The following is a 23,808-nucleotide window of genomic DNA, read 5'->3' as shown; positions in this document are numbered from 1 at the left end:
CAAGCGCTTAGCAGGAAAATGTACTGACTGGTTAACAGTTGGGTGACCGTTGGGTCGAATGGAATAACTCCTTTGATTGCAACAGACCGTCAGGGGGGAGGGTGGGGTGTGGAGTCACTGAATGGTAATTGCCGAGACAGTTAATAGATGTGGTCGCCATGACACGAAGCAGTATTCGGGAATCGAGTAACATCACTGCGGCACAATCTTCAACAACGTGCCCGAACCAATATCCACCAGATACAATTCGCCGCTCTGGTCGCGCCCGAAGGAGCTGATGGTCTTGCCCGTGGTCGCCACCAGCGCGTGCTTCCAAACGTTGGGAGAAGTTTCCTGCAACGTAAAGATCTTGCCTGAACTCAAGTCGCCAAACACGTAGAGCCCTCGCAGGCTGGCGATGGCCGAGCCGTGATAGACGAACCCGCCAATCACCGCATCGCCTTCCGCGTGGCTGTATTCGGCGATGGGCAGCGTCAATCCGGCCATGTTGCAACCGCTCGCTGGACTGAAACAATGCAGGCCTTCCATGATTTTCCAGCCGTAATTGCCGTCCTTTACGCCCAGGTCCACTTCTTCGAATGAGTCCTGGCCCACGTCGGCGATGAACATGCGCCCGCTGGGCGGATCAAACGAAAAGCGCCAGGGATTGCGGAAGCCGTAAGCCCAAATCTCCGGCCGCCCGCCGCCGGCGACGAAGGGATTATCCAGGGGGATGTGGTACTGCAAACCGGGGTCAGTGGAGTTCACGTCAATCCGCATCATTTTGCCCAGTAGCACATTGGTGTTTTGCCCGTTGCCGAAGGGGTCGCCGGCATCTCCGCCGTCGCCCAGGCCAAAGTACAGCAAGCCGTCCGGGCCAAAGGCCAGTTGTCCGGCTTTGTGATTGGAAAAATTGCCGGTCTGGTCCACCGTCAGCAGGATGCGTTCACTCGCTGGGTCGGCCAGGTTGGCGTTGGCCGCCGAAGCCAGATACTCCGCGATGACCGATTGGATCTGTCCCGACACTTGCGTGCGGACGTAGTTCACATAGAACTTTCGGTTGGTCGCGAAGCTGGGATGGAAAGCCATTCCCAGCAGGCCCATTTCGTCGCGATTGGTGACTTTCGCGCTGATGTCCAGGAAAAGCTGGGGAAGCATCGCGCCGTTCTGGATGATCCTGATCTGGCCGCTTTGCTGCACCACGAACAGGCGGCCGCTATCATCGTTGGGTTGTTCCAACCCCAGCGGCGCATTCAGCCCCGTCACAACTGTGGCCAGCGCGAACCCTCCGGCAGAGAATATTGTGGAGTTTCCGCCGCCACAGCCAACGGCAGACATAAGCAACGCCGCCAGCGCGATCCTTACAAAGCCCGCATTCGCTCGTTCTTGCATGCGTGACTGCCTTTTTGAATCCTGGGTTCATGATATCGCTGGATGCCCGTGCGCGGGACGAGAGAAGGCAGAGTTCCTGTCAACGTAGTTCCGGACACAAGGCGCGACTTGCTATCGGTTGGTCTTCCTGGGCGCTGGGAGATTCGGATTCTCTCCGGATTTGCGCCCCCGCGCGGTTTCAGACCACGTAACTTTGGTTCACGTTGGCGTTGAATGGCGCCGAAAGCGCGGGAAAACTCTGCTATAATCACTTGTCTACTGCATCCGTCGCGCCTTGCGACTGTGCGTTTTTCGTTTCGTCGGGGAGTGGCTCAGCCTGGTAGAGCACCTGGTTCGGGACCAGGGGGTCGGAGGTTCAAATCCTCTCTCCCCGACCATTTATTTTCAGCGACTTACCGCAACCCTAAAGACTCAAACCCGACCCACTTGGTCTTTGCCCGTGCTCTAGCTTTCGGACGCGCATAGATGCTGCACTTCGTGCGTATGGCAGGGTGCACGACCATCTGCAAAATCGACCACAGTCTCTTTGGTTATGTTTTCTAAGCACTTAAATAAAAAATGCATTGGACGACGAGCGGCAAGGTCAATGCTTTCAAGCAGAACGACAAAGGACAGCTCGGCGAGAAACATCTGCGGACGATCTTGCTTGGGGTGGGTTCGCCATTTAGTCACCGCAGATCTGAATTTTGGCGAGTGACCGCTGAAATCATGAGCTGAAAGCTTCATCAGGGGTGGGATTGGCGTACTACCTGGAAAGCATATTCGGGCAAAGAATATGCGTCCAGCGTAGTGAGGCGCAACAGATGGTCTCCGGGGGGCAGGTATCGTGTCTCGATGATCGCCGAAGCGAAGTCCTTGTTGCCGTCCCGCTCAATTTGGGCCCCCTGTTGGGACAAAATGGATTGTCCCACATCATTGAGAAGATCGACCCGTTCAGCGGGTCATAGGTGAAAGTCTGGCTGCGGGTGGCGTCTTTGTTGTTGGTGATGCCCCAGACGTTGCCGTTGTCCGTGCCGCTGCCCGCCGTTCCATTGCCGGCATGGAAGTTATAGCCAATGGAACGGGTGATTCAAGTGAAGGCGCTTTCCAGTCCGGAATCCCCGGAACGCGCGGTGTTCGCCTGTTGGGGTGAGGGGGTCGTCGACAGACTTGTTCGTCCAATGTTACGATGCTCACGCATCGCCAGGGGATAGTTTTCCCTCGACACGACCTTCGCTCTTATGGAGGGCACCCGTCCCAGTCTCAGTGCAAATTCTGGTATCTCACCGCGGATTCCTCGATTCCGATATTGCCTTGTTCTGCTTCGCTGTCCAAGAACGAAAGTGTTTCTGTAACTCGCGCATCTGGTGGCATCGTCACAGAAAGCAGTGATAATTCATCCATGAGCTCTGTGCCACAGCCAAGGTTATCAAGCTTCTCTCGTATCATCTCTGCCAAGCCTTCCTTCTTTAGGAGAACGCGAATAGTAGAATTCTTCGATTGGTGAAGCAAGCGCGAAAACTGCAAAGTCTTACCGATCTTTCCTGCTGAAATTTCGTCACCTAGACTGATATCACGCACAAAGAAAGGAACATTATCGACAATATATGTTCCTTGGTCGGTGGGAATGCACCACAGAAACTCATTTTGTGCCGGGGGATATCCGTTCTCGTCCGACTCGAGATCAAAGTAAACCTTGATTCGTCTCTTTGTTTTTGAAAGGCTCGCCTGTTTCATTTCGAGTTAGCTCCCTCGCTTTGATTGCATCTCTTGCATTGCCACTTGCCGTTGCTTAGTTCAGTCTTGCCTCCCTTGGACGAAGCTTTTTTGTGGCCGGCCTGTCCCTCTCTTGGTGAGTGTTTCGAGCCTTTTGTGTATGGTGTAGATCTTACCGTTTTTTTGTGGCAAGTGTCGCAGTTCCCCTGCGCTCTACTCTTCAACTCCTTGCTCTCCGCAGGGGTAAAACGACGCTTTGGATCGCGTTCAGAAGGGGATGCGCCTCCTCCGCCCTTTCTCGCACCTGCGCCGCTAGTAGAAACTTGAGGTTCTGGTTCGTGTTCGGTCTCCTGGGTTTGGCCTTGGTTCTGCGCTTGGCCTTGCTGACTCTGCCCTTGGGCCTGCGGCGCCGGAATATAGAAAGAGCTACAATCACCTGCGCAGCCTTCGGGTACTTCGAACTTTGGCCCGACGACTACGAGCGTCATCGCGCCAGCAGAGGGGAGTGCTAACAGTGCAGCCGGTCCCGCAGCCGCAAGGGCGGACCCTGCCACGGGTGCCGCTGGCGCTGCTGGCTTCAAAGCATCGATCATCGCCTTGCCTGCCTCGTACCCTTCGTCAACAAGCCTTGCAATATCCGACAAAGTGCAGCAGCCATCATGCCCGTCGGCGTCCACCCTCACCGTGGGAATGTTGCGGACATAGCTGTACTGGTTCAGCGACTGCGGATCTCCAAAATCCGCATACGGCACCGGAATCGGCGTCGCCGACCAGTCCGCGCTGATAAACCTCCCCAACCCATTCGAGTAATACCGCGCGCCGAAGTAATCCAAACCAGATTCCAAGTCCCTTTCTTTGCCGGTGAATTTGTAATGATTCGAGTCGTTGGCGACGAACTGCAGCTCGCCGCCCCAGGGGTAATAGTCCGATTCGGCCTTGATCACACCGGCCGCATCCGTTACCACCGACGCGGTCTTCAGGTGGTCAGAGAAGTAATAGAAAACTCCGGTGGGCGCAACCAGGTCGCGGCGGGCCACGCGCTGGCCGCCAAAGAACACGTATTCGCTCTTCAGCGTCCCTGTCTGGTCGGACTCGGCCACGATGCCCGGCGTCATGTACCAGTACAGCGTGCCGGTGCTTCCGGCAATTTTCTTCACCCGGTTGCCGTCGGCGTCGTAGGTGTAAGTAGTGGTGACGCCGCTCTTGGTGGCGGTGGCGATGCGATTTTCCGCGTCGTAGACAGCAGTAACGCCATCTGTGCCGTCGCTGGTCATGTTGCCGGACGCATCGTAAGCATAGCCTGAGGTGCCGATGCGGTTATTGGCAAGTACCATGATGCTCAGGTTTTCCGCCGAGCACTTGGTCACATTCTTCTGCAGCAGGTTGCCCCAGGCGTCATAGACGTAACTGTTGCCCCAGAACTTCTTCTGGCCGCCCAGCACGTTGACGGTGCAATCCGTCCCCGTGTTCTGGGCTGAGATCAAACGGTTCAGCGGGTCATAGATGAAAGTCTGGCTGCGCGTGGTGTCTTTGTTGTTGGTGATGCCCCAGACGTTGCCGTTGTCCGTGCCGCTGCCCGGCGTTCCATTGCCGGCGTGGAAGTCATACCCGATGGAATGGGTGATTCAAGTGCAGGTGCTTTCCCAGCCCAGAGCCCCCGACGGGCGCCGTGTTCGCCTGCTGGGGTGCAGGCTGTTCGTCGACAGACTTGTTTGGCCAACATCGCGATGCTCACGCATCGCCAGGGGTAGTTTTTCCTTGACAGGTACTTCGCTCTTATCGAGGGCACCCGCCACCAGCTAAATCGTCCTCCGGTAGAGGTATTGTGATTTTGACCATTGGTTACGACTTCACAGGATGTCCGCAATAGCCCTCGTCGAATTCGAGAATGCCAGCTCGGTCAGCCTCCTGAAGAACTCGGTACACCCCATAGATGTCTGCTTCTGGCAAAACGTCTATCCCGACTATTTTGTCCGTTGCAGGTTCGATATCGCAGTGCATTTTCTCAAGAGCCTGAAGCACACTCATGACTTGAGGACTTTTACGGTCAGACTTCGCGTATACCCTGTAGGTGCTGTGACCACCGCGTTGGATAACTCCATGGAATACGAGGACATCACCTTCTGATTTCGCACCCACCCTATCACCATAACTAAGTCCATAAACGAAGGTCGGAACGTTTCGCACCACAAATTCCTCATCGCCAGCGGGCTCAGCCCAAACCCACTCGGCGTCTCCTCCAGATGCATCGTTTGCGGGAAGAGGTACTTTGATTTTGACCATCTTCTCTTCATTCATTTCCATGTTCAACCTCAGTTCTGTTAAGGATTCTTCGGATTTTTTGGCGCGTCTCCAGTACCCTTACTCTTATTACAATACTCGCAGGTCACGTTTGTATTATTAAGCGAGTTGTTACCAGGGGGATTGCCCGCTTTTGCTTTTGCATGGTCAAAGTTTATCTTGTTGTCTGTACCCGGACCCACTTTTTCCTTACAAAACACACACTTAGCGTTTCCTCCGTTGGCTGCCTTATTCTCCTGTAAGGCTTGCCCCTTCGTTGTATCGTTGATGCGCTTGCCAGCACCAGGCCCTCCGGCCTCACCCTCTTTAGGAGCCATCCCAAGCGGTGCTTTGGCGGTTCCCGCGGCGCTCTCAATTGGAGCCTTTAGAGCGTACGCAGTCGCCCCGCCAGTCAACACCGCCTCCGTGACAATTTCCATGGCTCCTTGAGGGCCTTGGTCTAAAACCGCATTCATCACCCCTGATGCGCCTTTGTTGTAATAGTCCTGAGCTGCAACTGTGACCGTATCTGTAATGACTTGGGCCGCTTTATACGGGCCATAAAAGGGAATGGCAGCGATTGCGACACCTTTCGCCGTGTTTCCAACGAAATTGGCGGTGCCGACTGCTGCACCCTTCACCTCGTCCCACCAGCCGTGACCATCAGGGTCATTTACCGAAGTTGGCACACCGCCAACATAGCCGTAGAGATTCAACGATTGCGGATCTTCAAAGTGCGCATACGGTACCGGAATCGGAGTCGGCGACCAGTCCGCGCTGACAAACCGTCCCAGCCCGTTCGAGTAATACCGCGCCCCGAAATAATCGAGCCCAGATTCCGAATCCCGTTCTTTGCCGGTGAATTTGTAATGGTTGGAGTCGTTGGCGACGAACTGCAGCTCGCCACCCCAGGGGTAGTAGTCCGATTCGGCCTTGATCACACCCGCCGCATCGGTAACCACTGACGCGGTCTTCAGGTGGTCCGCGAAGTAGTAGAACACTCCCGTGGGGGCGAGCAGATCGCGGCGGGCCACGCGCTCACCGTCAAAGAACACGTACTCGCTCTTCAGCGTCCCTGCCTGGTCCGACTCGGCCACGATTCCCGGCGTCATGTACCAGTACAGCGTGCCGGTGCTGCCGGTAATTTTCTTCACCCGGTTGCCGTCGGCGTCGTAGGTATAGGTGGTGGTGACGCCGCTCTTGGTGGCGGTGGCAATGCGATTCTCGGCGTCGTAGACAGCCGTAACGCCATCTGTGGCGTCGCTGTTCATGTTGCCGGCAGCATCGTAGCCATAGCCAGAGGTGCCGATCCGGTTGTTGGCCAGCACCATAATGCTCAGGTTTTCCGCCGAGCACTTGGTCACATTTTTCTGCAGCAGGTTGCCCCAGGCGTCATAGACGTAACTGTTGCCCCAGAACTTCTTCTGGCCTCCCAGCACGTTTACGGTGCAATCAGTCCCGGTGTTCTGGGCTGAGATCAACCGGTTCAGCAGGTCATACGTGAAAGTCTGGCTGCGTGTGGTGTCTTTGTTGTTGGTGATGGCTAAGACGTTGCCGTTGTCCGTGCCGCTGCCCGCCGTTCCATTGCCGGCGTGGAAGTCATACCCGATGGAAAACACCGTCTGGCTGGGCGAAGCAGACGACATGTTCACCGGCTGTAGCCGCTTGTTGTAGCTGAACGTGTTCGTGATTCCGGCAAACGAACCGGTGTTGCCGTTGATCAGACTAGTCAGGGAGCCGGGCGCATTGTAGGTCCCGGCTGTCGCGTAGTTGATGCCGCTGCCCGAATCCACCGCGGAGACAACCTGTCCCGCGAAATCAGGCGTGTAGGTCACCACATGCCCGTTGGGGTAGGTCAGCGTCTTCACTGAGCCGCCAAGATGGTACGCGTAGCTGATCGACTTGGAAATGCTTCCGATCACGCGCGTCTCGCCCGTCAGGCGCCCCAGAATGTCATAGCTGTAGCTGGCCGAACCCGCCTGGTCGGTGAGCGACGTCAAATGGCCTTTGGCGTTGTCGCCCGAGTCATAGACGTAGCTGACCACCGGCGCGGTGATGGGACAAGCCGGAGGCGCATACGTGTGCGACTGGTAGTCGCGCTTGGTGGAGCGATGCAGCTCGTCATAACAGTAGCTGACGGTCTGCGTAGTCCCGTCCGTATGGTTCGGCGCGGGCGAAGTCTTCATCAGCAGTTCGCCGTCCGCATCATACGTGTAGCTGATCGTCCCCGATTCCGGGTTCTGCGCCGTCAGCAGCCGGCTGAGCGAATCGTAAGTAAACAGCCGGGTGCGCCACTGGGTGCTGTCCCCGGGGGCCGAGCCTTTCTGGTCCACGCGCAGCAGATTGCCCAAGCCGTCATACTGGTATTGGGTGACGTACGGATTGTTGTTGATATCGCTGGCGTTGTAGCCTCCGGTCAATCCCGCGCCGGACGCAGTGGTAGTAAATGATGGTTGCGTGAATTGGCTGCTGTTCCATGTATAGCCAGTCGAGAGCGGGTAATTCGATGCCGGGCCCGCGCTCTTGCTGGTCAGGTTCACGGTGCCGCCCGACGCCACGGCGTTGGCCCAGGAACCGGCGCTCACCAGCCCAGCCAGCCGGGTGGCGATCAAAGCGGTTGTATCGCCATTCCCATAGGTTGTCGTATAAGCCGTCCCATTCACGGTGATGGTGACGGTGCCGGTGTCCGGCGCGGTTGAGCCATTTTGTCCGCCGGTCAGCGCGCCCGAAGCCGGTGAGGCAGCGAAGGAAGCGTCGAAGAAGTTCCCTGTCGTATCGCCGGTGGCGGAGGCGGTGCTGAACGCGTAGTTCGTGGATGCTCCCGTGGCCCGCGCCGTGAGGGTGATCACCGGAGTTGAACACGACTGGTCTGAGCAGGAGGCATCCGCCGGCGCACTGGCGTCATTATGGAAAGCGTCTCTCAAGGCTGCGGCCACTAGCGATGGCGTGTTGACGGTTCTTGAGTAAGAGACTTGTTTCTGTGCACCGTTCACCGTGATGCTCACCGTACCCGCGTCATAGATAAACGCATGCGGCGGACAAGGGTCCAGCAGGCAAGCCGACTGCTCATCTCCGCTGATGGTCACCGTTGTGTGGCCGGAGGTGGCCTGTTGCGAGTTGCCTGTCTGCTCGCTCCCGCTAATGCTGACTGAGCCGGTGGCGTTGCTGGCGGCGGCATTCGGATTGGGCTCGTGGACTTCCACCAGCCGTCCCACGGCGTCAGCACAGGTGAGCCGCTGCTTGCCGGCTTCGTCGGAAGCCTGGGTGCAGACCCCAGGAGCGCCTGGCGGCGTTATGTCGTAACTGACCAGGCTGATACTTCCGTCTTGCTTGGTGGTCTGCGTGACCCGGTCCAGCGCGTCAAACTGCGACGCCGTGATTCCGTACGTCGGGTCTGCTGTCGTGAAATACGGATTCGAGACTGAACCGACGTGGGCCGCCAGGTCATAAGCTGTATCCACGATCGCTGTACCGCCGGGGGTAACGTGCTGCATTTTGTACGGACGGTTCAGGCCGTCAAAGGTGGCGGTCGCGGAGTCAGTCAGTGCGGTGGTGATCGAAGTACTCCGGGTTACAGTCAGCGGAAAAGTATTGGGAGTGGAGAAACTGAAACTCGTGGTGGCACTTAGGCTGCCGTTCGCCGGATCGGGCGGCGCCTGCGCCGACGTAATGCGAAACATATAGTCATAGGAATAATTGCTGGTGTGCGCAGAGTCGCCGGGCGTGTTGCCGCTGGCCTGGGTCGTCGCGTTCTCATTCGTCAGGCTCGTCAACATTCCGGTGTTGAAGTTGTACGTCCCGCTGACACAATGAATTACCGAGCCGCCAGTGGTGGGAGAGCAGGTTTGCGTGACGTAGGCGCCCGCATACGCGGAATGGTAGCTGAGCGTTGTCGTATGGCCCAAGGCATCAATCTTCTGATAAGGCTCTCCTGTGTCATACCAAATGGTGTGGCTGACCACAGAGGGCTGCGCCGGCACTGAGGCGCATGATCCGCTGGTGAGGGACCACAACCACTTGCTGGCAGAGGTTTGGTTCCCCCGTACTGCATAGGGCGCGGAGAACAGTTGCGTGGAAATATTGGAAGGCTGCAGCGTGATGCTATTGTAAGTTTCGTCGTATCCGTAGCTGGTCTTCGACAGAACGCACCCGCTGCCGTCTTTGACGGTGACCGATGCCGGCAGATCCAGCAAGCCGGCAGTCAGGTAACGGCCATCAACCTGCCATTGATAGGTGGTGTCAACCTCGCGCAACAGCGGCCCGGGCGAGCCTTGCCCCCAATCGTATTCCTTCTCTGTAACCACGTTGCCGAAAATGGGTTGGCCAGCGCCCAGGCCGGCGTCAGGATCACGATGAACTTTCTTCACCTTACCACTCGGATATATGGTGGTTGTAACGTCGGTGGCAAACACGTTCCCCAATGCTTGGCCCCATCCAGTCTCGACGGAAAACACTACGCTTGAGTATTGCGTGTCCACTTGCTGGAGCAGTTGGCGGGAACCTCCCGTGCCTTGATAGTGCTGGGTTTGAGTTTCATGGAAGCCACAGCCGCCGAGGCCCGTTCCATCCAGCGCGGTAAAGACGTGTACTGTATCGTTGTTGAGAGGATCGGTGACGGTGTTGCTGATGATTCCGTTGGCGACCGTTCCCCACTGATACTGCCATACCGACGAGTGGCCGTTATTGTCGGTCACCGTCCTGCTCAAAATGGCGCGGCTTATCCCGCCATCAAATTGAGTACACGACGGAAAATTAATCATCCCCCAGGCGTATGTGATTGAGCCTCCGCCTGGGAGTCCAACGTAAGTCAGGTTGCCGTAGCTGTCATAGTCGAACGTTATGCGGCTGCCGTCGGCTTGGATAACGGTGACTAACTCTGAGGACTGTACCGGCGGAGTCACTCCGGGCGCATTTTGGGCCTCAAGGGCGCCCGTATTAAAAGAGGTCTGGATCGTAATATTGGCATAGCACCACTTCATTGACCGCGATGTGCCGTCGGGTGCTGGATATGTCGCGGTCCAGGCCGTGGTAAACGCATGGCCTCCAACGCTCACACACCCCACAAAGTCAGAAGCTAGTGTTAGATTGCTGAGAGGGAACACTCGGTTTACGGTGTCCGTGCCTGCACCCGGCACGCCGGGGACTGGTATCGCGATTCGATTTCCATTGCTGTCAGTGACTTGCTGGGCAAATGCGACCTGTGGGCAATACTGGTCACCCATGGGCGCATCATCGATCAACGGATTGACTCCACCGCCGCCGGAGGGAAGATGGTTGGTCGCCATGGGACCGCAGCCCGAAGTAGTGGGAAACACAGCAACATACTGATTGCCGTGACGGTCAGTCACCGTCGCGGTGCTCATCACACCGCTTGCGTCGGCAACGCTCATTGTCAGTTGGTAGCCGGTAGTGTCCAACGAATAGAATCTTGTGGCCTCACCACTCGCGTCTTGCGTGCCAGCAACGCCAAGAAGCTGGTGAGTCGACCCATCTGGGCTTAGGATTGAGTACCCAAAAGCGCTCATGGTTGTCTGTCCTGTCGCGCTCCCGTTCTTGTCAACGGTGCGTTGAAGGGAAAGGGCCAGAGATTGCTGAACGATAACGCCTGACGATTGATTCTGCCAGTAACATTGCGTTCCGCCTGACTGGTCGGGCTGACACGCTACTTGCCAGGTTTTCGAGGTTTGTTGTAAGAACTCCTGCATGGGCAAGCCACCACGCTGACCGTAGTTAGGCAGGATTGGGGCGTGTAACATCACATTGCCATTCAGGGCGTTGACTGTGTCAATCTCGCTCCCCTCGTAGGAGCCATAGTGCTTGAAGCCATTTTCGAGGTTCGGCGGGTTCTGGGCTAGGCAAATTTCTGCCACTAGACTCATCAAGACTGCCAATACGAGCTTTTTCACACACGCCTCCGCAAGATTCGGAAACACATGGGTTGACGACAGATGGGCCTATAACACATCAACTACGACGTCCAGTACCGGCCGTGGACGGCTGGCAAGGGGGTGCCAGTTCAACTAAGAACCGACTTCAACAAATTGGCGACACCATAGCAGACTCAACAGCGGAAAAACAAGTGTCCTTGCCATCAACTTAGGACAAGCCCACATGTTAAGAAGTGGGTCGCGAAAGACATGTACCGAATCGAGCTATAGGTCAGGGTCTCTCACAAGTAGCTGTCAGCATCAGAGAATTCGCACGCTGTGAGATTGTAGTCCTGCTATTCCCGGTGACTTTTTCAACAGTCCTCTTCTGTTTACGGAACAGCGATTCGCGAGGATCCAAACGCTGCGGAATCTGTATGCTCGGGGCGTTCTGCAACGATTTTGGAACGTGGACCACGACAGAAGCCTCGGGCACCTAATATTGAAAGCGTCGGAAGGCGAGCGGAACTGTAGGCAAATTTGTGACAGCAAGAGCCTTCAACTTCAACAAATCGCAACAGCATTCCACGAATGGCCTGCAACAGGTTCAATATCAATCACTTAGAAACAACAAATTCCAGCAGGTTTCAATACGGTCTGGAATCTGGTTCGGGACCAGGGGGTCGGAGGTTCAAATCCTCTCTCCCCGACCAATTTCTTTCAAGAACTTACGCGTGAATTCTGGTTTTCCGTCTACAGCGGTGTAGACGATTTTGTGACGGTGTGCTCGTTCATGGTCACCGGGCGGCGGTGGCTTCACGGCCTCCTTGCTCATACTGTGACAGTTGTATTGAGTGCACAACACCCCTTTCCTCAAAAAGATCCGTTTTGAGTGACTTTGGCAGAAGTCATTTCGCAGCACAAACATTACAAACATTAGAGACCGTGAAAAAAGAAATTGATAAGCTGAACGCAACGCCTTCCAAGCGTATTTTCCATTCGATTATCTATCGCCGATCACGATCTCAACCGCTCGATCAAAAAAAGGTGAAACGAAACGGTTAGGCGGATCACTTCTTATCGGGGACAAAGGCGTGCGGTGTGAACCCTAGTTGCTGACCCGGCAACTTTCGAGTCCAACGCTCGACCACACCTCAAGAATGGTTTGCGGCCAGCTCTGCTATGTAGCTACGGAGCAACTGTACTGGCGAAAAGACGGCCCGACAGGTGCTCCGAGGCGGCAACTTTGGGGCTGCGGTGAGCCGCTAACAGGAGTGAACATGTCACCTGCAAACGATCTCCAGCAAGCAACCCAGGGGACGCCGTGCAAATGCATGCTGGCGGACTACATGGAAAAGTTGCTCGCAATTAACGGCAACAATAGGATCGAGCTGTGGAAGTATTTCGAAGACCGCGGAAAAGCACTTCAAGCGACACTTTGGGATCAGGGAAAGTGGCTCTTGGGCATGCAAGGTGCTATCCTCTTTCTGCCGTTCACGGGGGCACAGCTAGCCGACAAGACGCCGCATTTCCCATATCTTACTCTGCCTTTCGTGATGCCTATTTCTGCGTTTGGAATGGCGGTCAGTCTATATTCCCGGAATCTTCAGAAGGAGACGGGGAAACATATCGCTCGGAACTTTGATCGGGCCATCTATGCCAGAGATCGTGTGTGCTCCGTGTCTTCCCCGTACCGTAATTCGGTACTGTGGTGGAGCACGCTAGTTCTCGGGATTCTTTTCCCCCTTGAGATTGCAGCCCCGATTTTCTTAGAAAAAGTCCTCCGATAAAAAGGGGCAGCGGGCGTCCAAGCGGCATGAGGATCCAATCAACACGGAACCGGTCAACCGCACCACCGCGGTGGAGTATCGCGAAATGCAGCGTTTCCTCAATCGACCCTCTGGATTTGCGCCAGGGGAACAAGCGATTACGTTTTTCTGGCGTGGACAAATCACTTACGAATGGGCCATTATCCGCCCACGGATCATCAATCCTTATGCGACATATCGTTACTAATCCAGCGGTTCGCCTCCGCGTCAACTCTCCCAAGGCGTTTCTCTGAGCTAGCCGTTTTCGACGCGCCCCTTGATGTCCGAGTACGCCGCATTGATGAGCCTTTTTAGCGCCGCCGCGTTTGTACCTGTTCCATCCCAGCTTCACATGGCGCATGAACTTGCCGGTGCCTTGCAACAATCGTGCCGGATCCGGCAGCGCTGCGCCGTGAAAGAACCCCACGTTAACGTGCGAAGTGAATACATTGACGTAGCCGAAGGGCGCATCTCCCAAACATGCAACCGGACAGCCGTCATGCAAAAGCTCCCGGACTTCGTCCCCGCATTTTCGCATCACTTCAAACCACTGATGCGCGATGGCTCCCAATGCACCTGCACGCTCTTTCATCCACGCATCGATGGCGGGATCGTGCTCGACAGCGCAGTTGAATCGCAGCAATTCCGTTTTCATCGTCGTGGCGTTTTGAGCGCTACCCGCTGGTTCCAGGGCGCCACACTTTTCTCATATTCCATGGGATCGCCGAACCCTTCGGTTTGGACGCCGAGTTGGCGAAGAACGTCCAAGTTCAATCCCTCTCCCCGGCCAATCTTTACAAGAAATACGCACGAACCGCGCTCACTTCTGCTGTTGCCCTCTCTGCACAAAGACGTGGTACGTTACGGCGTCCCAGGCATTATGAATCCCGATAAAGAGCAGCAGCAAGGCTGCTGTAGCCACGGCAAACAGCGCTTCGCGCACGTATGAGCGGGCGGCGAATGCCGATATCGCCAAACTTGCGTACGCCGCAAACGGTAGCAGAACATGAAACAACCAGTCCTCAAACTCAGGTTTGTATGCAGGTTGTTGCCGCATACGATGGGCCACAATGGCGGCATACACTACGCCAGTGAGACCCATCAGGCCCCATAGAACTGCAGCGGGAGCGGTCCCGTGCCATGGCGCGCATAGGACCGCTGCCAACAGCAGTACGGCCCCGAAGTGAACGATGGTCGGCGTCGCAAACGCGCGCCCAGCTTGGGCCGCACCTTGTCCAATGGGCATGGTGGCGATGAGGGTTATGACGACGAACTGCAGTCCGATCAACGCGCCGGCAGACGACCCGACGATTACGTAGAAGTTCTCCCAGCCTGATAGCGCTGTCATGTCAGCTCCTGAGAAAGTGTATATCGCGAGAACGACGGGCGGTGCATGCTAAGAAGATCGAGTCTTTTCGCACACTTCAACGGCTGGAGGAACAGTCCTTTTCGATCAAGCGCCCGTGGCTTCAGCGGGCAAGGTATTGTTCGTTGCTGACCTTTTCCATCCAGTCCACAACCTTCCCGTCCTTCTTTTCCTGTATCGCGATGTGCGACATGGCTGTGGTCGGAGCAGCCCCATGCCAGTGCTTTTCGCCCGGCGAGAACCAGACCACATCACCGGGCCGGATCTCCTCAACAGGTCCGCCTTCGCGCTGGACCCAGCCGCAGCCGGCCGTGACGATGAGGGTCTGCCCGAGCGGATGCGTGTGCCATGCAGTCCGTGCGCCCGGCTCAAAGGTTACGCTGGCGCCTTGAACCAGCGCCGGGTCGGGCGCCCGAAAGAGCGGGTCAATCCGCACTGTGCCGGTGAACCAGTCTGAGGGGCCTTTCGCAGAAGGTTGCGAGCCAATTCTCTTGATTTCCATTTTCTGTCTTCCTCCTCTATAGGCCGGTCATTTTCTCCAGCCGTTCCGGGTACCGGGTGCCATGCACCGTGATCTGTGAGGCGGCGCTATCGATGTCGCGCAGGTCGTCTGCCGTCAATTCGACTGCCGCTGCTCCAATGTTCTCTTCCAGGCGGTCCAGTTTGGTCGTGCCCGGGATGGGAACAATCCACGGCTTTTGCGCGAGCAGCCAAGCAAGCGCGATCTGAGCAGGAGTCGCTTTCTTCCGTTGTGCGATCCGGCCAAGCAGATCAATCAACGCCTGGTTTGCCTTTAGGGCCTCCGGCGTAAAGCGAGGGAGAGTGTTGCGAAAGTCGGTGCTGTCGAATTTCGTGCTATCGTTCATTGCTCCCGTCAGGAAGCCCTTGCCGAGAGGGCTATACGGGACGAAACCAATCCCGAGTTCCTCGATCGTCGGGATTACTTCCTTTTCGGGGGTCCGTGTCCACAGTGAATACTCACTCTGGAGAGCAGTCACCGGCTGCACCGCGTGCGCGCGGCGAATTGTCTTCACGCCTGCCTCGGAAAGTCCGAAATGCTTGACCTTGCCTTGCTGGATGAGGTCCTTCACCGCGCCGGCGACATCCTCTATGGGCACGTTCGGGTCAACGCGATGCTGATACAGCAGATCGATAACCTCAACCTTCAACCGCTTGAGCGATCCTTCGACGGCCTGCTTGATGTGCTCTGGCCGACTATTCAGACCTGCCGCTCCCGGCCGATTATCGCTGCCGCTCAGATCGAACCCGAACTTGGTGGCGATCACCACTTTGCCGCGGAACGGAGCCAGGGCTTCGCCCACCAGCTCTTCGTTCAGGAACGGGCCGTAAACCTCAGCCGTATCAAAGAATGTGATGCCACGCTCCACGGCGGCATGGAGCAGTTTCGTCATCTCCTGCTTGTCTTTGGGCGGGCCATACGAAAAGCTCATTCCCATGCAGCCGAGTCCAATGGCCGACACTTCCAGATTGCTTTTTCCAAGTTTGCGTTTTTGCATGATTTCTCCTTGCTGGATAAAACGGTTAAGACGCTGCTCTTGCGCGCTGCTTTTCACGCCAGCGGGCGGGTGGAACTCCTTCCCAAGTGCGGAAAGCGCGAACGAAGGAGCTGGAGTCCTCGTATCCGAGAAGGTAGGCAGCTTCATTCAGTTCGAGGACGGAATTATTGAGATAGTGGCGAGCAAGCTGGTGGCGAGCTTCTTCTAAAACGCGCTGGAAGCTGGATCCTGCGTCTTGCAAACGCCGCTGCAGAGTACGGGAACTGATATGGAGCGCGTCGGCGATGTCCTCGATGGTGGGACGCCGGCCAGTGAGTTGTTGCTGTATCGCTACGCGCACACGCTCGACAAAGTTCTCGTCGCCGTTCTCCTGCTTCAGTTCCTCCTCAAACTGCGGCGCAAGCATTCCCAGAAGCTCGGCATTGCGGGTGACGAACGGGCGCTGAGCGTCAGCGGCGAGAAACACGATCGCGTTGCGCGAGGCTCCGCAGACCACGGGGCAGCCGAAGTAACGCTCAATGGTCTTCACGTGCGAGCGAGGTTGCACGAACTCAACGCGGAGAGGCGAGAGACGCGTGCCCGTGCCGTGGCGAGCGATCGAGAGCACCCAGGCGAAGCAGCATTCGATCAGCACCGGAGGCTCGACTTCGTCAGCCAGAAGCCAGCGGAACTGGATGCCCCACTCTTCGTCGTCCTTTTCCTGCAGGATCTCTTCCGGGCAGGTGAGCTGCTTGTAGCGCGCCATTTGTTCTATGGCTGAGCGGAAGTTCTCTGTGGAAAGAGCCGCGAGGCCGACGGGGTGGAACCGTTCGGTCTTGGTTTCTGTGCCGAGCAGGAGACCAATCGCCGGGTTGGCGCTGACTTCGCCCACGGCACGCCACAGGGCAAAGAGTTCCTCAGTGTTGAGCAGCACGCGCGGCTGGTCGATAAATCCCTGGGAAAGCCCGGCCCTGCGCAGGACTTGAGAGGCGCGGACTCCCAGTTCTTCCATCTTGAGAAAAGTGCTGCCGGAAAAGCGAAAGTGCTTATTCATCGTTTTACTCAGTCTAGATGCACGCAGCGTCTTCCGATATGCAAAACACGCCATTGTTCATGCAAAATACGCCAATTTTTGTAGCCGAAGGCTGGCAGATTTGGGCTTTGTGCGAAAATTCGAGAGTCTGTCTGCCAAGCACGGCCGATCCTCTTAAGGGCTTGTTCTCTTAAGACTTACGCGCAATTTTTCTGGAAATCACACTTGAAGCGTGCGTTCGGGTATATACTCTCGTCCTGTTTTTGTTAGAGTTCTTCAATGAATCTGGAGGAACCACCATGCCTCAAGCTGTCATCACCGTAGAGCAAGAGTGGGCCAGAGCCCTGGCAAGATTCGTAGCCAACCAGATACCGCAGGCTGTAAGCCAAGTTCCTGACATCCAATTGAACTCCGACCAGGTTGCTGTGCTACAGAGGGCATTTGAAAATACGTTGGTCACCAACATGGGCTGCGCAGTCACTACCCCTTGAGTGGTCGCGGTGCACCGAGGGCCGGGAATAGCTGGCCAGAGGTGAATCAACATCATTCAGCCGCAGACCAACCCGTGATACCCATGAAAGATTGGAGAGATATACACGTCAGTATCCTTCATTCCGGCTTGACAACCGGTAATGAGGGATCAGGTTCCGTTGCGAAAATATCTGCTCAGGAGCGACTTAAATGTCAAAAGCCAAAGATGAAGCGAAAGGTGTTGATCGTCGAAATTTGATGCGTGGCGCGCTTGCACTAGGCGGGGCGTCCATACTCGGTGGCGTCGCGGCGATGCCCCAAAACGCTGTCGTTTCGGAAAGAGAATGGGCCAGAGTTCTCGCAAGACACGTAGCCAATCAGCTGCAGGAGGCTGTACGCACAGTTCCTGAACTGGGGTTGACCCAGGTTCAGGTTATAGCGCTCAGGAGTGCATTTGAGAATACGTTGGTCGCCAACATGGGATGCGACGTCCCTACCGATCAGCCTCCCGCCTAATCGCGATGCATCACGGCCGGCAGATACGTAGCCGGTGGTGTGTCAACGTTCGTCTATTCGCTGCGCTCACCCAAGACCAAAGTCTTGGGCTGGGCCAGCGATTCGCAAGCGAATCGCCGGACGCTCACGCTCGATAGTGGGTTCAGTCTGATCGATAAATGACCCACTATCGTTCAGCCGCGTTCAAACTAAGTGACAACCATGAAAGTTTGTCTCATCAGTGCGCCCACGGCCAACCAGTTCGATAGCCGTGCCGTGGGCGAAACAGAAGCAGCTCGCATCATGGGCGAGCTTGCTCCCGTCGGCATACTGAGCCTGGCCGCCGTGCTGGAAGCCAAAGGCTTGCAACCGCAAGTTGTGGATCTCAATCGCGTCTATTACAGCTGGCTGCAGGATTCGAATCGAGATAAAGCTAGTTTTTGCAGCTTTGCCGGAGCGTACTTTGCCGGCCGCGACTTTGCCGGCGTTGATTTTTTTGGCTTCAGTACGGTTTGCAGCAGCTACCCTCTGACGCTTCGCATCGCTGCGGAGGTCAAGCGAGCGCATCCCGAGTCAGCGGTCGTACTAGGCGGTCCCCAGGCTTCCGTGGTGGATATCTCCACCCTGCGCGCTTTTCCATGGATTGACCTGGTAGTGCGCGGAGAAGCGGAGCAGACCCTTCCTGAGCTTGTGGATGCGCTCACCGCGGGCCGTTCTCTCGCGGAAATCCCAGGCATCACCTTTCGCGGGAATGGTGATGGAGGAATCGTCCGCAACCCGGAAGCGCCCCTGGTCGCGGACCTGGACGCCCTGCCATTTCCCGCTTTTCATCTCTTTCCTGACGTTCGCTTCTGCCGTCACTTTCCGCTGGAGCTGGGACGCGGCTGTCCTTTTTCCTGCACCTTCTGTTCGACCAACGATTTTTTTCGCCGCCGTTTCCGGCTGAAGAGTCCGGCGCAAATGCTAGCCGACATGCGCCGGGTCAAGCAGACGTACGGCATCAGCTCTTTTGAGCTGGTGCACGACATGTTTACGGTGGACCGCAAACGCGTCGTGGAATTTTGTGAAGCCCTGCTGCAGAGCGGGGAAGAGTTCACCTGGGGCTCCAGCGCGCGCACGGATTGTGTTGACGAAGAACTGATCGCGCTCATGGCGAAAGCCGGCTGCCGCGGCATCTTCTTTGGCATTGAGACCGGCTCGCGGCGAATGCAGAAGATCATTGACAAGGGCCTGGAATTGAACGATTCGACGGAGCGCGTGCGTTCCTGCGACAAGTTCAAGATCAATACCGCAGTCTCATTGATGGCCGGCTTCCCCGACGAAACCATGGACGACCTGCGCGATACAGCAGCGTTCTTTGTGGATTCACTGCGCTATGACCACGCGGACCCTCAACTCAGCATCCTGGCCCCGCTTGCCGGTACGCCCATCCAGACGCAGTACAAGGATTCGCTGGTCCTGAATGACGATGTTGCCGACATGTCTTATCGCGGATGGCAGCAGGAGCCGCAGGACCATGCGATGATTACCGCGCATCCGGAAATATTTTCCAGCTTTTACGCCGTTCCCATGCCATACCTCGAGCGCGAATTTCTCAAGGAGTTGCGCGACTTTCTCCTGTGCGGCATGAGGGCGTTTCGAAAGCTTCTCCTGGGGCTGCATCAGGACAGCGGCAACGTGGTGCACGTGTTTCAGCAATGGCAGGAATGGCGGACCAGGAACGGACTGCACTTTTCCAACGGTGATCGCACCGCCTATTACGCGCAAACAAGCTTTCCGGCGGACTTTTTCAGGTTTGTGCGGCTGCATTACATCCCTGCTGCCAGCAAGGCGCCTTTGGCCATGACCGCGCTGGTGGAATACGAAACAGCATTGCTTGGCCGCGATCATGAATCGGACGCCGTTGGCGACAATCCTGGGCAAGTCTCCGATAGCAGTTCCGACGATATGGAAGGCCTGCTTTCTCCCGACAGCCGTCTGCAGCTGCGTCGGGGAGTCAATGTCATCACGATCCCGGCTGACTATCAGGAGATTGTCCGGCGGCTCCGGCAGAGGGGCCCGTTGCATGACATTGCCGAGAAACCAGTGAAGCTCGCCATTCGCAGGACTCCGGCGGGGCCGGCTGAAGTTCGTCAGCTCACTCCGCTCTCCGCCGAATTGCTGGGCCTTTGCGAAGAAGGCTTGACGGTACAGGAGATTACGGGAGAATTCCTGCTACGTAACATCGAAATCCCGGGTGTTCCCCCGGAGAAGGCATGTTTAGCGGGGATTGAGATACTGCGCCAGCAGCGCCTCATAGCCTTGGCGTAACCAAGGTCGATCCTAAATCCTCTCGCCCTGTCCCCGCTACACGCTGGTTCTGCCGAAGATAAATCAACAGGTCAGAAAATTCGTCAGATAATTTCAGGTTGAAAAGAAGTCCTTTGCTCTGGCCGGCCTGTCACTTCATTGTCCTTGTCCTTTGCTCTCGCCGCTGGAGGGCTCTGGGCCAAAGCCGCAACGTCCGCGCCAGCTTTGCCGGTATTTTTCGCGCTCCTCAGGCGTCATCTTCTCCCAGCGCTCGGCCATGCGTTCTTTGATGCGACGCCGGGCATCAGAGCGAGCGGGACCGTGCCATCCATGTCCGCCGAAGAGGATGCGGGACAGCACCAGAATTCCAAGCCCTTGCCAGAAGGTGATCAGTCGCCATCCGAAGAGCGACGGCAGCAGCCAATTCCACAGGTGCATCACCAGCTCGCCGCCGACAAAGATAAAGAGCGCCAACCCCAGAATCGCCAGGGGAGCTATCCAAAACAGCCTTTTTCGTCTGTTGCTCATAGTCAGTTCCTCACCTCTTCATGAATTCGTCGTAAATGTCCTGCAACCGCTCGCGCAGATGCAGCACGGCGTAGCGTTTGTGCGAGAGCAGCGTATTCACGCTCACGCCGGTCTCGGCGGCCAGCTCTTTGAAGCTGCGTCCTTCCAGCTCGTGCGCCACGAATACTTCACGCTGCTCGCCGGGCAGCTCGTCGAGCGCAAGTTCCAGCTCATCCAGAAGCACGTTGCGGACGTAGAGCGCATCCGGCCCAGCATCGGGCGATGGCAGCAGGTCTTCGATCTGCAGCAGCTCGCCGTCTTCGTCCGCGATGGCCGCGTCGCTGAAGGCCTCTGGCTTCTTCTTGCGGAAGAGGTCCGTGATGCGGTTGCGCGCCACGCGAAACAGCCAGCCGGTGACGTGCTCAATCGGCATCAGCAGGCGGTTGGCTTCCACCAGCCGGTAGAAGACGTCCTGCAGAATGTCCTCGGCGTCGCGCGGGTCAGGCACGCGCCGGCGAATGAAATTGCGCAGCCGCGACTGCTCCCGCTTGACCACTTCGGAGATCCGCTGGTCCTGTTTGAGTGCCATTTGCTCCAGGCTCGCCACGTCCTTCACCTACGGCTGTAGACGAATGAGGGGTACGGATATTGTAGGGTGAGCGAAGTTGCTGAGGACGACAGCGTGGATGCGAGGGGGATACTCGGCTGCCCCGAGTCCGGTCACGAGGCGGGGAAGGCCAACGGTTGTACCGTGCGACGGGCCTTTCCAATGTTCAGGTTGTTGGACTAACGGGGCTGGCCCCGTTGCAGGCTCCACAGCCCGCGCACCGAGAGGATGACGGAGAAGAGCGCGGTCACGCCGAGCGCGATGAGCGTCCAGACGAAGAAGTAGGCCCCGCTGGAGTTGGCGATCCTGCCGCCGACGAGTCCCACCCCTCTCATGTGGATGACCAGGACCCCCAATCCACCAATCGACCCGAGGAACATGATGATGTACCCCGATCGCCGTTCGGCGAGCACCAGCGTTCCGTACAGCCAGACGACCAGGATGAGCACCCCGCCGAGGCCTGAGACCCCTCCCGGCGACATCCCGCGGATGATGTCGTCCGCCCAGTGAAACATCATCAAGAGGATCGAGAGCAGAGACGTGATGGTCAGCATAACGTTGGGCTTCATTAGATGTTCTCTTTAGATCTGTGTGCGCGGCGACGCTTCTGCGATTCGTTCTGTCACGGCTGTGCTCATACTCGTTTCTCCTTAGCGATCGATGGAGCAAGACTGCACGCCAATCAAATCGGCCCACGATAGCGGCGCAACCGGGCGGCTGCGAAGAGGAATGCGACTGCGACGATGAGTCCGATCCACAGGCCCGGCGTGCTGAAGAACTTTTCCGGATCGAGTGATGTCATGCCAGTCATCGACACGCCACCCGCCTGTGCCGAGAGGCCAGGCGCCGATGAGATGTTGAAAGCCTCGGGGCCCCCAAGGCGGTAAGCCAGCCAGGCGCCGAAATGCGAGGTGTTGAAAGCAATCTTCTCGATGGCGGAGATCGCAAGCGGCGGCAAGACGGCCCATAGGAATGGCGCGCGCCTCGCCCAGGCTGAGACCAACAGCAGCCAGGCGTAGATGGGCGCGTACCAGAGCGCATGCACGGTCACAAGGTGATAGAGCAGCATCAGCGAACTCTGGAGCAACGACACATGTGTCCATAGTGTCGCCATGTTCAAACCGTCCGCCAGGACAACAGCACTGCTCAGCAGCAGCATGATGAACTGCGTGACGAAGGTGAGCACGAAGGAGAACAACATGAGAACGAACGGAATGCTTGCCTTGGAAAGCACCGTGGTGAGATCGGAAACCGGCAGTGACTTCCAGAACAGGATGCTGCGATCGCGGCGCTCGCTGTACAGCGCGTCAAGACAGTAGTACAACCCGACAAAAAAGGCGGTGGCCATGATCAGACCCGCCGCAATGTCGTATGGCAACACGATCGCGGCCCGCTGCTTCGCCGGGTCGAGCGCGAACACCCTACTCATGCGGTGTCCCGGCAGAGCAATAATGCCGAACAGGAAGGCGACCAGAACGACGGCAGCCGCTGCCAGTGGCGCAATATAGATCGAACGGTTCTCCCATAACTCGCGCCGGATCGACCAGTACATAAGGCGGGCCGGCGAGATGACCGTGGGCGCGACGGTCTGCGATTCGAGCGAGGACTCGGGTACGGCGTCGGATTGAGTATTCATCTGGCCCCTCCTTGTGCCTGAATGGCCTGATTGCCCATGACGGCAACGAACAAGTCGGCGATGCTGGGTGTGCGCACGTCGCCCAGCGCGGCGAGTTGCTGGCGATCAACATGATCGGACGCCAGATCAAACAGCAGAATGCTGCGACCAAAGACCTCGCGCTCGTGCATTGGCTTGAGCGCCCGCGCCGCCGCGATCTGCGCTGGATGCACCATCACTTCCAGATAGCGCGCCTCCAGTTCTTCCATGTTGCAATCGAATACGATGCGGCCGCGGTCGATAAACATGACATCGGTGAGGACATGCTGGATCTCGTCCACCTGATGTGTGGCTACGACGATGGTGCGGTTGCGATCGAAGTAGTCAGTCAGCAGGGAATCGTAGAACTGCTTCCGATACAGGATGTCCAGGCCCAGCGTCGGCTCGTCCAGCACCAGCAATTTCGCGTCAATGGCCATGATCAGGGCGAGATGCAGCTGGGTCACCATGCCCTTCGACAATTCCCTGATCTTGCTGCCGCGCTTGATGGTGGTCCTGGCAAGAAAGCCTTCCGCTTTGGCACGATCGAATCGCGGATGCACGCCGGCGACATAGTCCAGCGCCTGCCACACCCGCATCCAGCGCGGCAACACGGCCACATCGGCGATGAAGCAGACATCCCGCATGAGCTGGTCGCGCTCCGTCCAGGGATTGCGTCCCAGCACGTTCAATTCTCCCTGGTATGAGGTGAGGCCCAGAATCGCGTTGAGCGCAGTGGTCTTGCCGGCGCCGTTGGGACCGATGAGTCCCAGGATGCGGCCTTCTTCAACACGCAAGTTGATGCCGTCCAATGCGATGGTTGTGCCGAAGGCCTTGCGGAGGCCGCGGGCTTCTATGCATGCCATGGC

At 57.1% G+C, this 23,808-nt stretch carries 17 protein-coding genes and 1 tRNA gene; 4 read left to right on the top strand and 14 right to left on the bottom strand.

The genetic code is table 11. The features are described 5' to 3' along the window. Positions 1-192 precede the first annotated feature (192 nt). Positions 193-1,371 (bottom strand): PQQ-dependent sugar dehydrogenase, encoded by a 1,179-nt coding sequence (locus tag LAO20_02720; protein MBZ5530321.1) that lies wholly within the window; start codon positions 1,369-1,371, stop codon positions 193-195. 300 nt (positions 1,372-1,671) lie between these two features. Between LAO20_02720 and LAO20_02715 the strand changes: the two genes are divergently transcribed. After that, positions 1,672-1,748, top strand: a tRNA-Pro gene (locus LAO20_02715). A gap of 865 nt (positions 1,749-2,613) precedes the next feature. Here the strand turns inward: LAO20_02715 and LAO20_02710 are convergent. The 4 genes from LAO20_02710 to LAO20_02695 form a co-directional block, all read right to left on the bottom strand. Further along, on the bottom strand, positions 2,614-3,087 hold the full coding sequence (locus tag LAO20_02710) for a DUF4265 domain-containing protein (GenBank protein MBZ5530320.1): 474 nt from the start codon (positions 3,085-3,087) through the stop codon (positions 2,614-2,616). Then, positions 3,084-4,508, bottom strand: coding sequence for a hypothetical protein (locus tag LAO20_02705; GenBank protein ID MBZ5530319.1), 1,425 nt, complete (start codon positions 4,506-4,508; stop codon positions 3,084-3,086). Before LAO20_02705 ends, LAO20_02710 begins: the two co-directional genes overlap by 4 nt. Before the next feature lie 400 nt (positions 4,509-4,908). Next, complete coding sequence (locus tag LAO20_02700) at positions 4,909-5,370, bottom strand: DUF4265 domain-containing protein (GenBank protein MBZ5530318.1); 462 nt, start codon at positions 5,368-5,370, stop codon at positions 4,909-4,911. A 17-nt stretch (positions 5,371-5,387) separates the two neighbouring features. Then, positions 5,388-10,709 (bottom strand): hypothetical protein, encoded by a 5,322-nt coding sequence (locus LAO20_02695; protein ID MBZ5530317.1) that lies wholly within the window; start codon positions 10,707-10,709, stop codon positions 5,388-5,390. Between the two features lie 1,784 nt (positions 10,710-12,493). Between LAO20_02695 and LAO20_02690 the strand changes: the two genes are divergently transcribed. After that, positions 12,494-13,003: a hypothetical protein gene (locus LAO20_02690; protein ID MBZ5530316.1), complete on the top strand. Its 510-nt coding sequence runs from the start codon at positions 12,494-12,496 to the stop codon at positions 13,001-13,003. 838 nt (positions 13,004-13,841) lie between these two features. Here the strand turns inward: LAO20_02690 and LAO20_02685 are convergent. The 4 genes from LAO20_02685 to LAO20_02670 form a co-directional block, all read right to left on the bottom strand. Continuing rightward, positions 13,842-14,369 (bottom strand): hypothetical protein, encoded by a 528-nt coding sequence (locus LAO20_02685; protein ID MBZ5530315.1) that lies wholly within the window; start codon positions 14,367-14,369, stop codon positions 13,842-13,844. 121 nt (positions 14,370-14,490) lie between these two features. Further along, a complete protein-coding gene (locus LAO20_02680) occupies positions 14,491-14,889 on the bottom strand; it encodes a cupin domain-containing protein (protein ID MBZ5530314.1) in 399 nt (132 codons plus the stop codon). A 16-nt stretch (positions 14,890-14,905) separates the two neighbouring features. After that, positions 14,906-15,904 carry an aldo/keto reductase gene (locus LAO20_02675; GenBank protein MBZ5530313.1) on the bottom strand — a complete coding sequence of 333 codons (999 nt, stop codon included), beginning with the start codon at positions 15,902-15,904 and terminating at the stop codon, positions 14,906-14,908. 25 nt (positions 15,905-15,929) lie between these two features. Then, positions 15,930-16,937, bottom strand: a complete 1,008-nt coding sequence (locus tag LAO20_02670) for an AraC family transcriptional regulator (protein ID MBZ5530312.1) — start codon at positions 16,935-16,937, stop codon at positions 15,930-15,932. 660 nt (positions 16,938-17,597) lie between these two features. Between LAO20_02670 and LAO20_02665 the strand changes: the two genes are divergently transcribed. Then, entirely contained in the window at positions 17,598-17,903 is a 306-nt protein-coding gene (locus tag LAO20_02665) for a hypothetical protein (protein ID MBZ5530311.1), read from the top strand. 201 nt (positions 17,904-18,104) lie between these two features. Continuing rightward, positions 18,105-20,192 (top strand): B12-binding domain-containing radical SAM protein, encoded by a 2,088-nt coding sequence (locus tag LAO20_02660; protein ID MBZ5530310.1) that lies wholly within the window; start codon positions 18,105-18,107, stop codon positions 20,190-20,192. Positions 20,193-20,327: 135 nt separating this feature from the next. Here the strand turns inward: LAO20_02660 and LAO20_02655 are convergent, their stop codons facing one another. The 5 genes from LAO20_02655 to LAO20_02635 form a co-directional block, all read right to left on the bottom strand. Then, positions 20,328-20,678, bottom strand: coding sequence for a hypothetical protein (locus LAO20_02655; GenBank protein MBZ5530309.1), 351 nt, complete (start codon positions 20,676-20,678; stop codon positions 20,328-20,330). 31 nt (positions 20,679-20,709) lie between these two features. Then, positions 20,710-21,267: a sigma-70 family RNA polymerase sigma factor gene (locus LAO20_02650; GenBank protein MBZ5530308.1), complete on the bottom strand. Its 558-nt coding sequence runs from the start codon at positions 21,265-21,267 to the stop codon at positions 20,710-20,712. A gap of 197 nt (positions 21,268-21,464) precedes the next feature. After that, positions 21,465-21,854 (bottom strand): hypothetical protein, encoded by a 390-nt coding sequence (locus LAO20_02645; GenBank protein MBZ5530307.1) that lies wholly within the window; start codon positions 21,852-21,854, stop codon positions 21,465-21,467. Between the two features lie 113 nt (positions 21,855-21,967). Beyond that, on the bottom strand, positions 21,968-22,921 hold the full coding sequence (locus LAO20_02640) for an ABC-2 transporter permease (GenBank protein MBZ5530306.1): 954 nt from the start codon (positions 22,919-22,921) through the stop codon (positions 21,968-21,970). Further along, positions 22,918-23,805 (bottom strand): ABC transporter ATP-binding protein, encoded by an 888-nt coding sequence (locus LAO20_02635; protein ID MBZ5530305.1) that lies wholly within the window; start codon positions 23,803-23,805, stop codon positions 22,918-22,920. Before LAO20_02635 ends, LAO20_02640 begins: the two co-directional genes overlap by 4 nt. Positions 23,806-23,808 lie beyond the last annotated feature (3 nt).

It is taken from the genome of Terriglobia bacterium, from assembly GCA_020072815.1.
GTDB lineage: Bacteria > Acidobacteriota > Terriglobia > Terriglobales > Acidobacteriaceae > Angelobacter.
This window is presented reverse-complemented; position numbering and strand designations above follow the sequence as displayed.

Excerpts from the sequence above, each read along its gene's own strand:
- LAO20_02720 (MBZ5530321.1), bottom strand. The coding sequence starts at position 1,371 with ATGCAAGAACGAGCGAATGCGGGCTTTGTAAGGATCGCGCTGGCGGCG.
- LAO20_02710 (MBZ5530320.1), bottom strand. The coding sequence starts at position 3,087 with ATGAAACAGGCGAGCCTTTCAAAAACAAAGAGACGAATCAAGGTTTAC.
- LAO20_02700 (MBZ5530318.1), bottom strand. The coding sequence starts at position 5,370 with ATGGAAATGAATGAAGAGAAGATGGTCAAAATCAAAGTACCTCTTCCC.
- LAO20_02695 (MBZ5530317.1), bottom strand. The coding sequence starts at position 10,709 with ATGAGCACCGCGACGGTGACTGACCGTCACGGCAATCAGTATGTTGCT.
- LAO20_02690 (MBZ5530316.1), top strand. The coding sequence starts at position 12,494 with ATGTCACCTGCAAACGATCTCCAGCAAGCAACCCAGGGGACGCCGTGC.
- LAO20_02685 (MBZ5530315.1), bottom strand. The coding sequence starts at position 14,369 with ATGACAGCGCTATCAGGCTGGGAGAACTTCTACGTAATCGTCGGGTCG.
- LAO20_02680 (MBZ5530314.1), bottom strand. The coding sequence starts at position 14,889 with ATGGAAATCAAGAGAATTGGCTCGCAACCTTCTGCGAAAGGCCCCTCA.
- LAO20_02675 (MBZ5530313.1), bottom strand. The coding sequence starts at position 15,904 with ATGCAAAAACGCAAACTTGGAAAAAGCAATCTGGAAGTGTCGGCCATT.
- LAO20_02670 (MBZ5530312.1), bottom strand. The coding sequence starts at position 16,937 with ATGAATAAGCACTTTCGCTTTTCCGGCAGCACTTTTCTCAAGATGGAA.
- LAO20_02665 (MBZ5530311.1), top strand. The coding sequence starts at position 17,598 with ATGTCAAAAGCCAAAGATGAAGCGAAAGGTGTTGATCGTCGAAATTTG.
- LAO20_02660 (MBZ5530310.1), top strand. The coding sequence starts at position 18,105 with ATGAAAGTTTGTCTCATCAGTGCGCCCACGGCCAACCAGTTCGATAGC.
- LAO20_02650 (MBZ5530308.1), bottom strand. The coding sequence starts at position 21,267 with ATGGCACTCAAACAGGACCAGCGGATCTCCGAAGTGGTCAAGCGGGAG.
- LAO20_02645 (MBZ5530307.1), bottom strand. The coding sequence starts at position 21,854 with ATGAAGCCCAACGTTATGCTGACCATCACGTCTCTGCTCTCGATCCTC.
- LAO20_02640 (MBZ5530306.1), bottom strand. The coding sequence starts at position 22,921 with ATGAATACTCAATCCGACGCCGTACCCGAGTCCTCGCTCGAATCGCAG.
- LAO20_02635 (MBZ5530305.1), bottom strand. The coding sequence starts at position 23,805 with ATGGCATGCATAGAAGCCCGCGGCCTCCGCAAGGCCTTCGGCACAACC.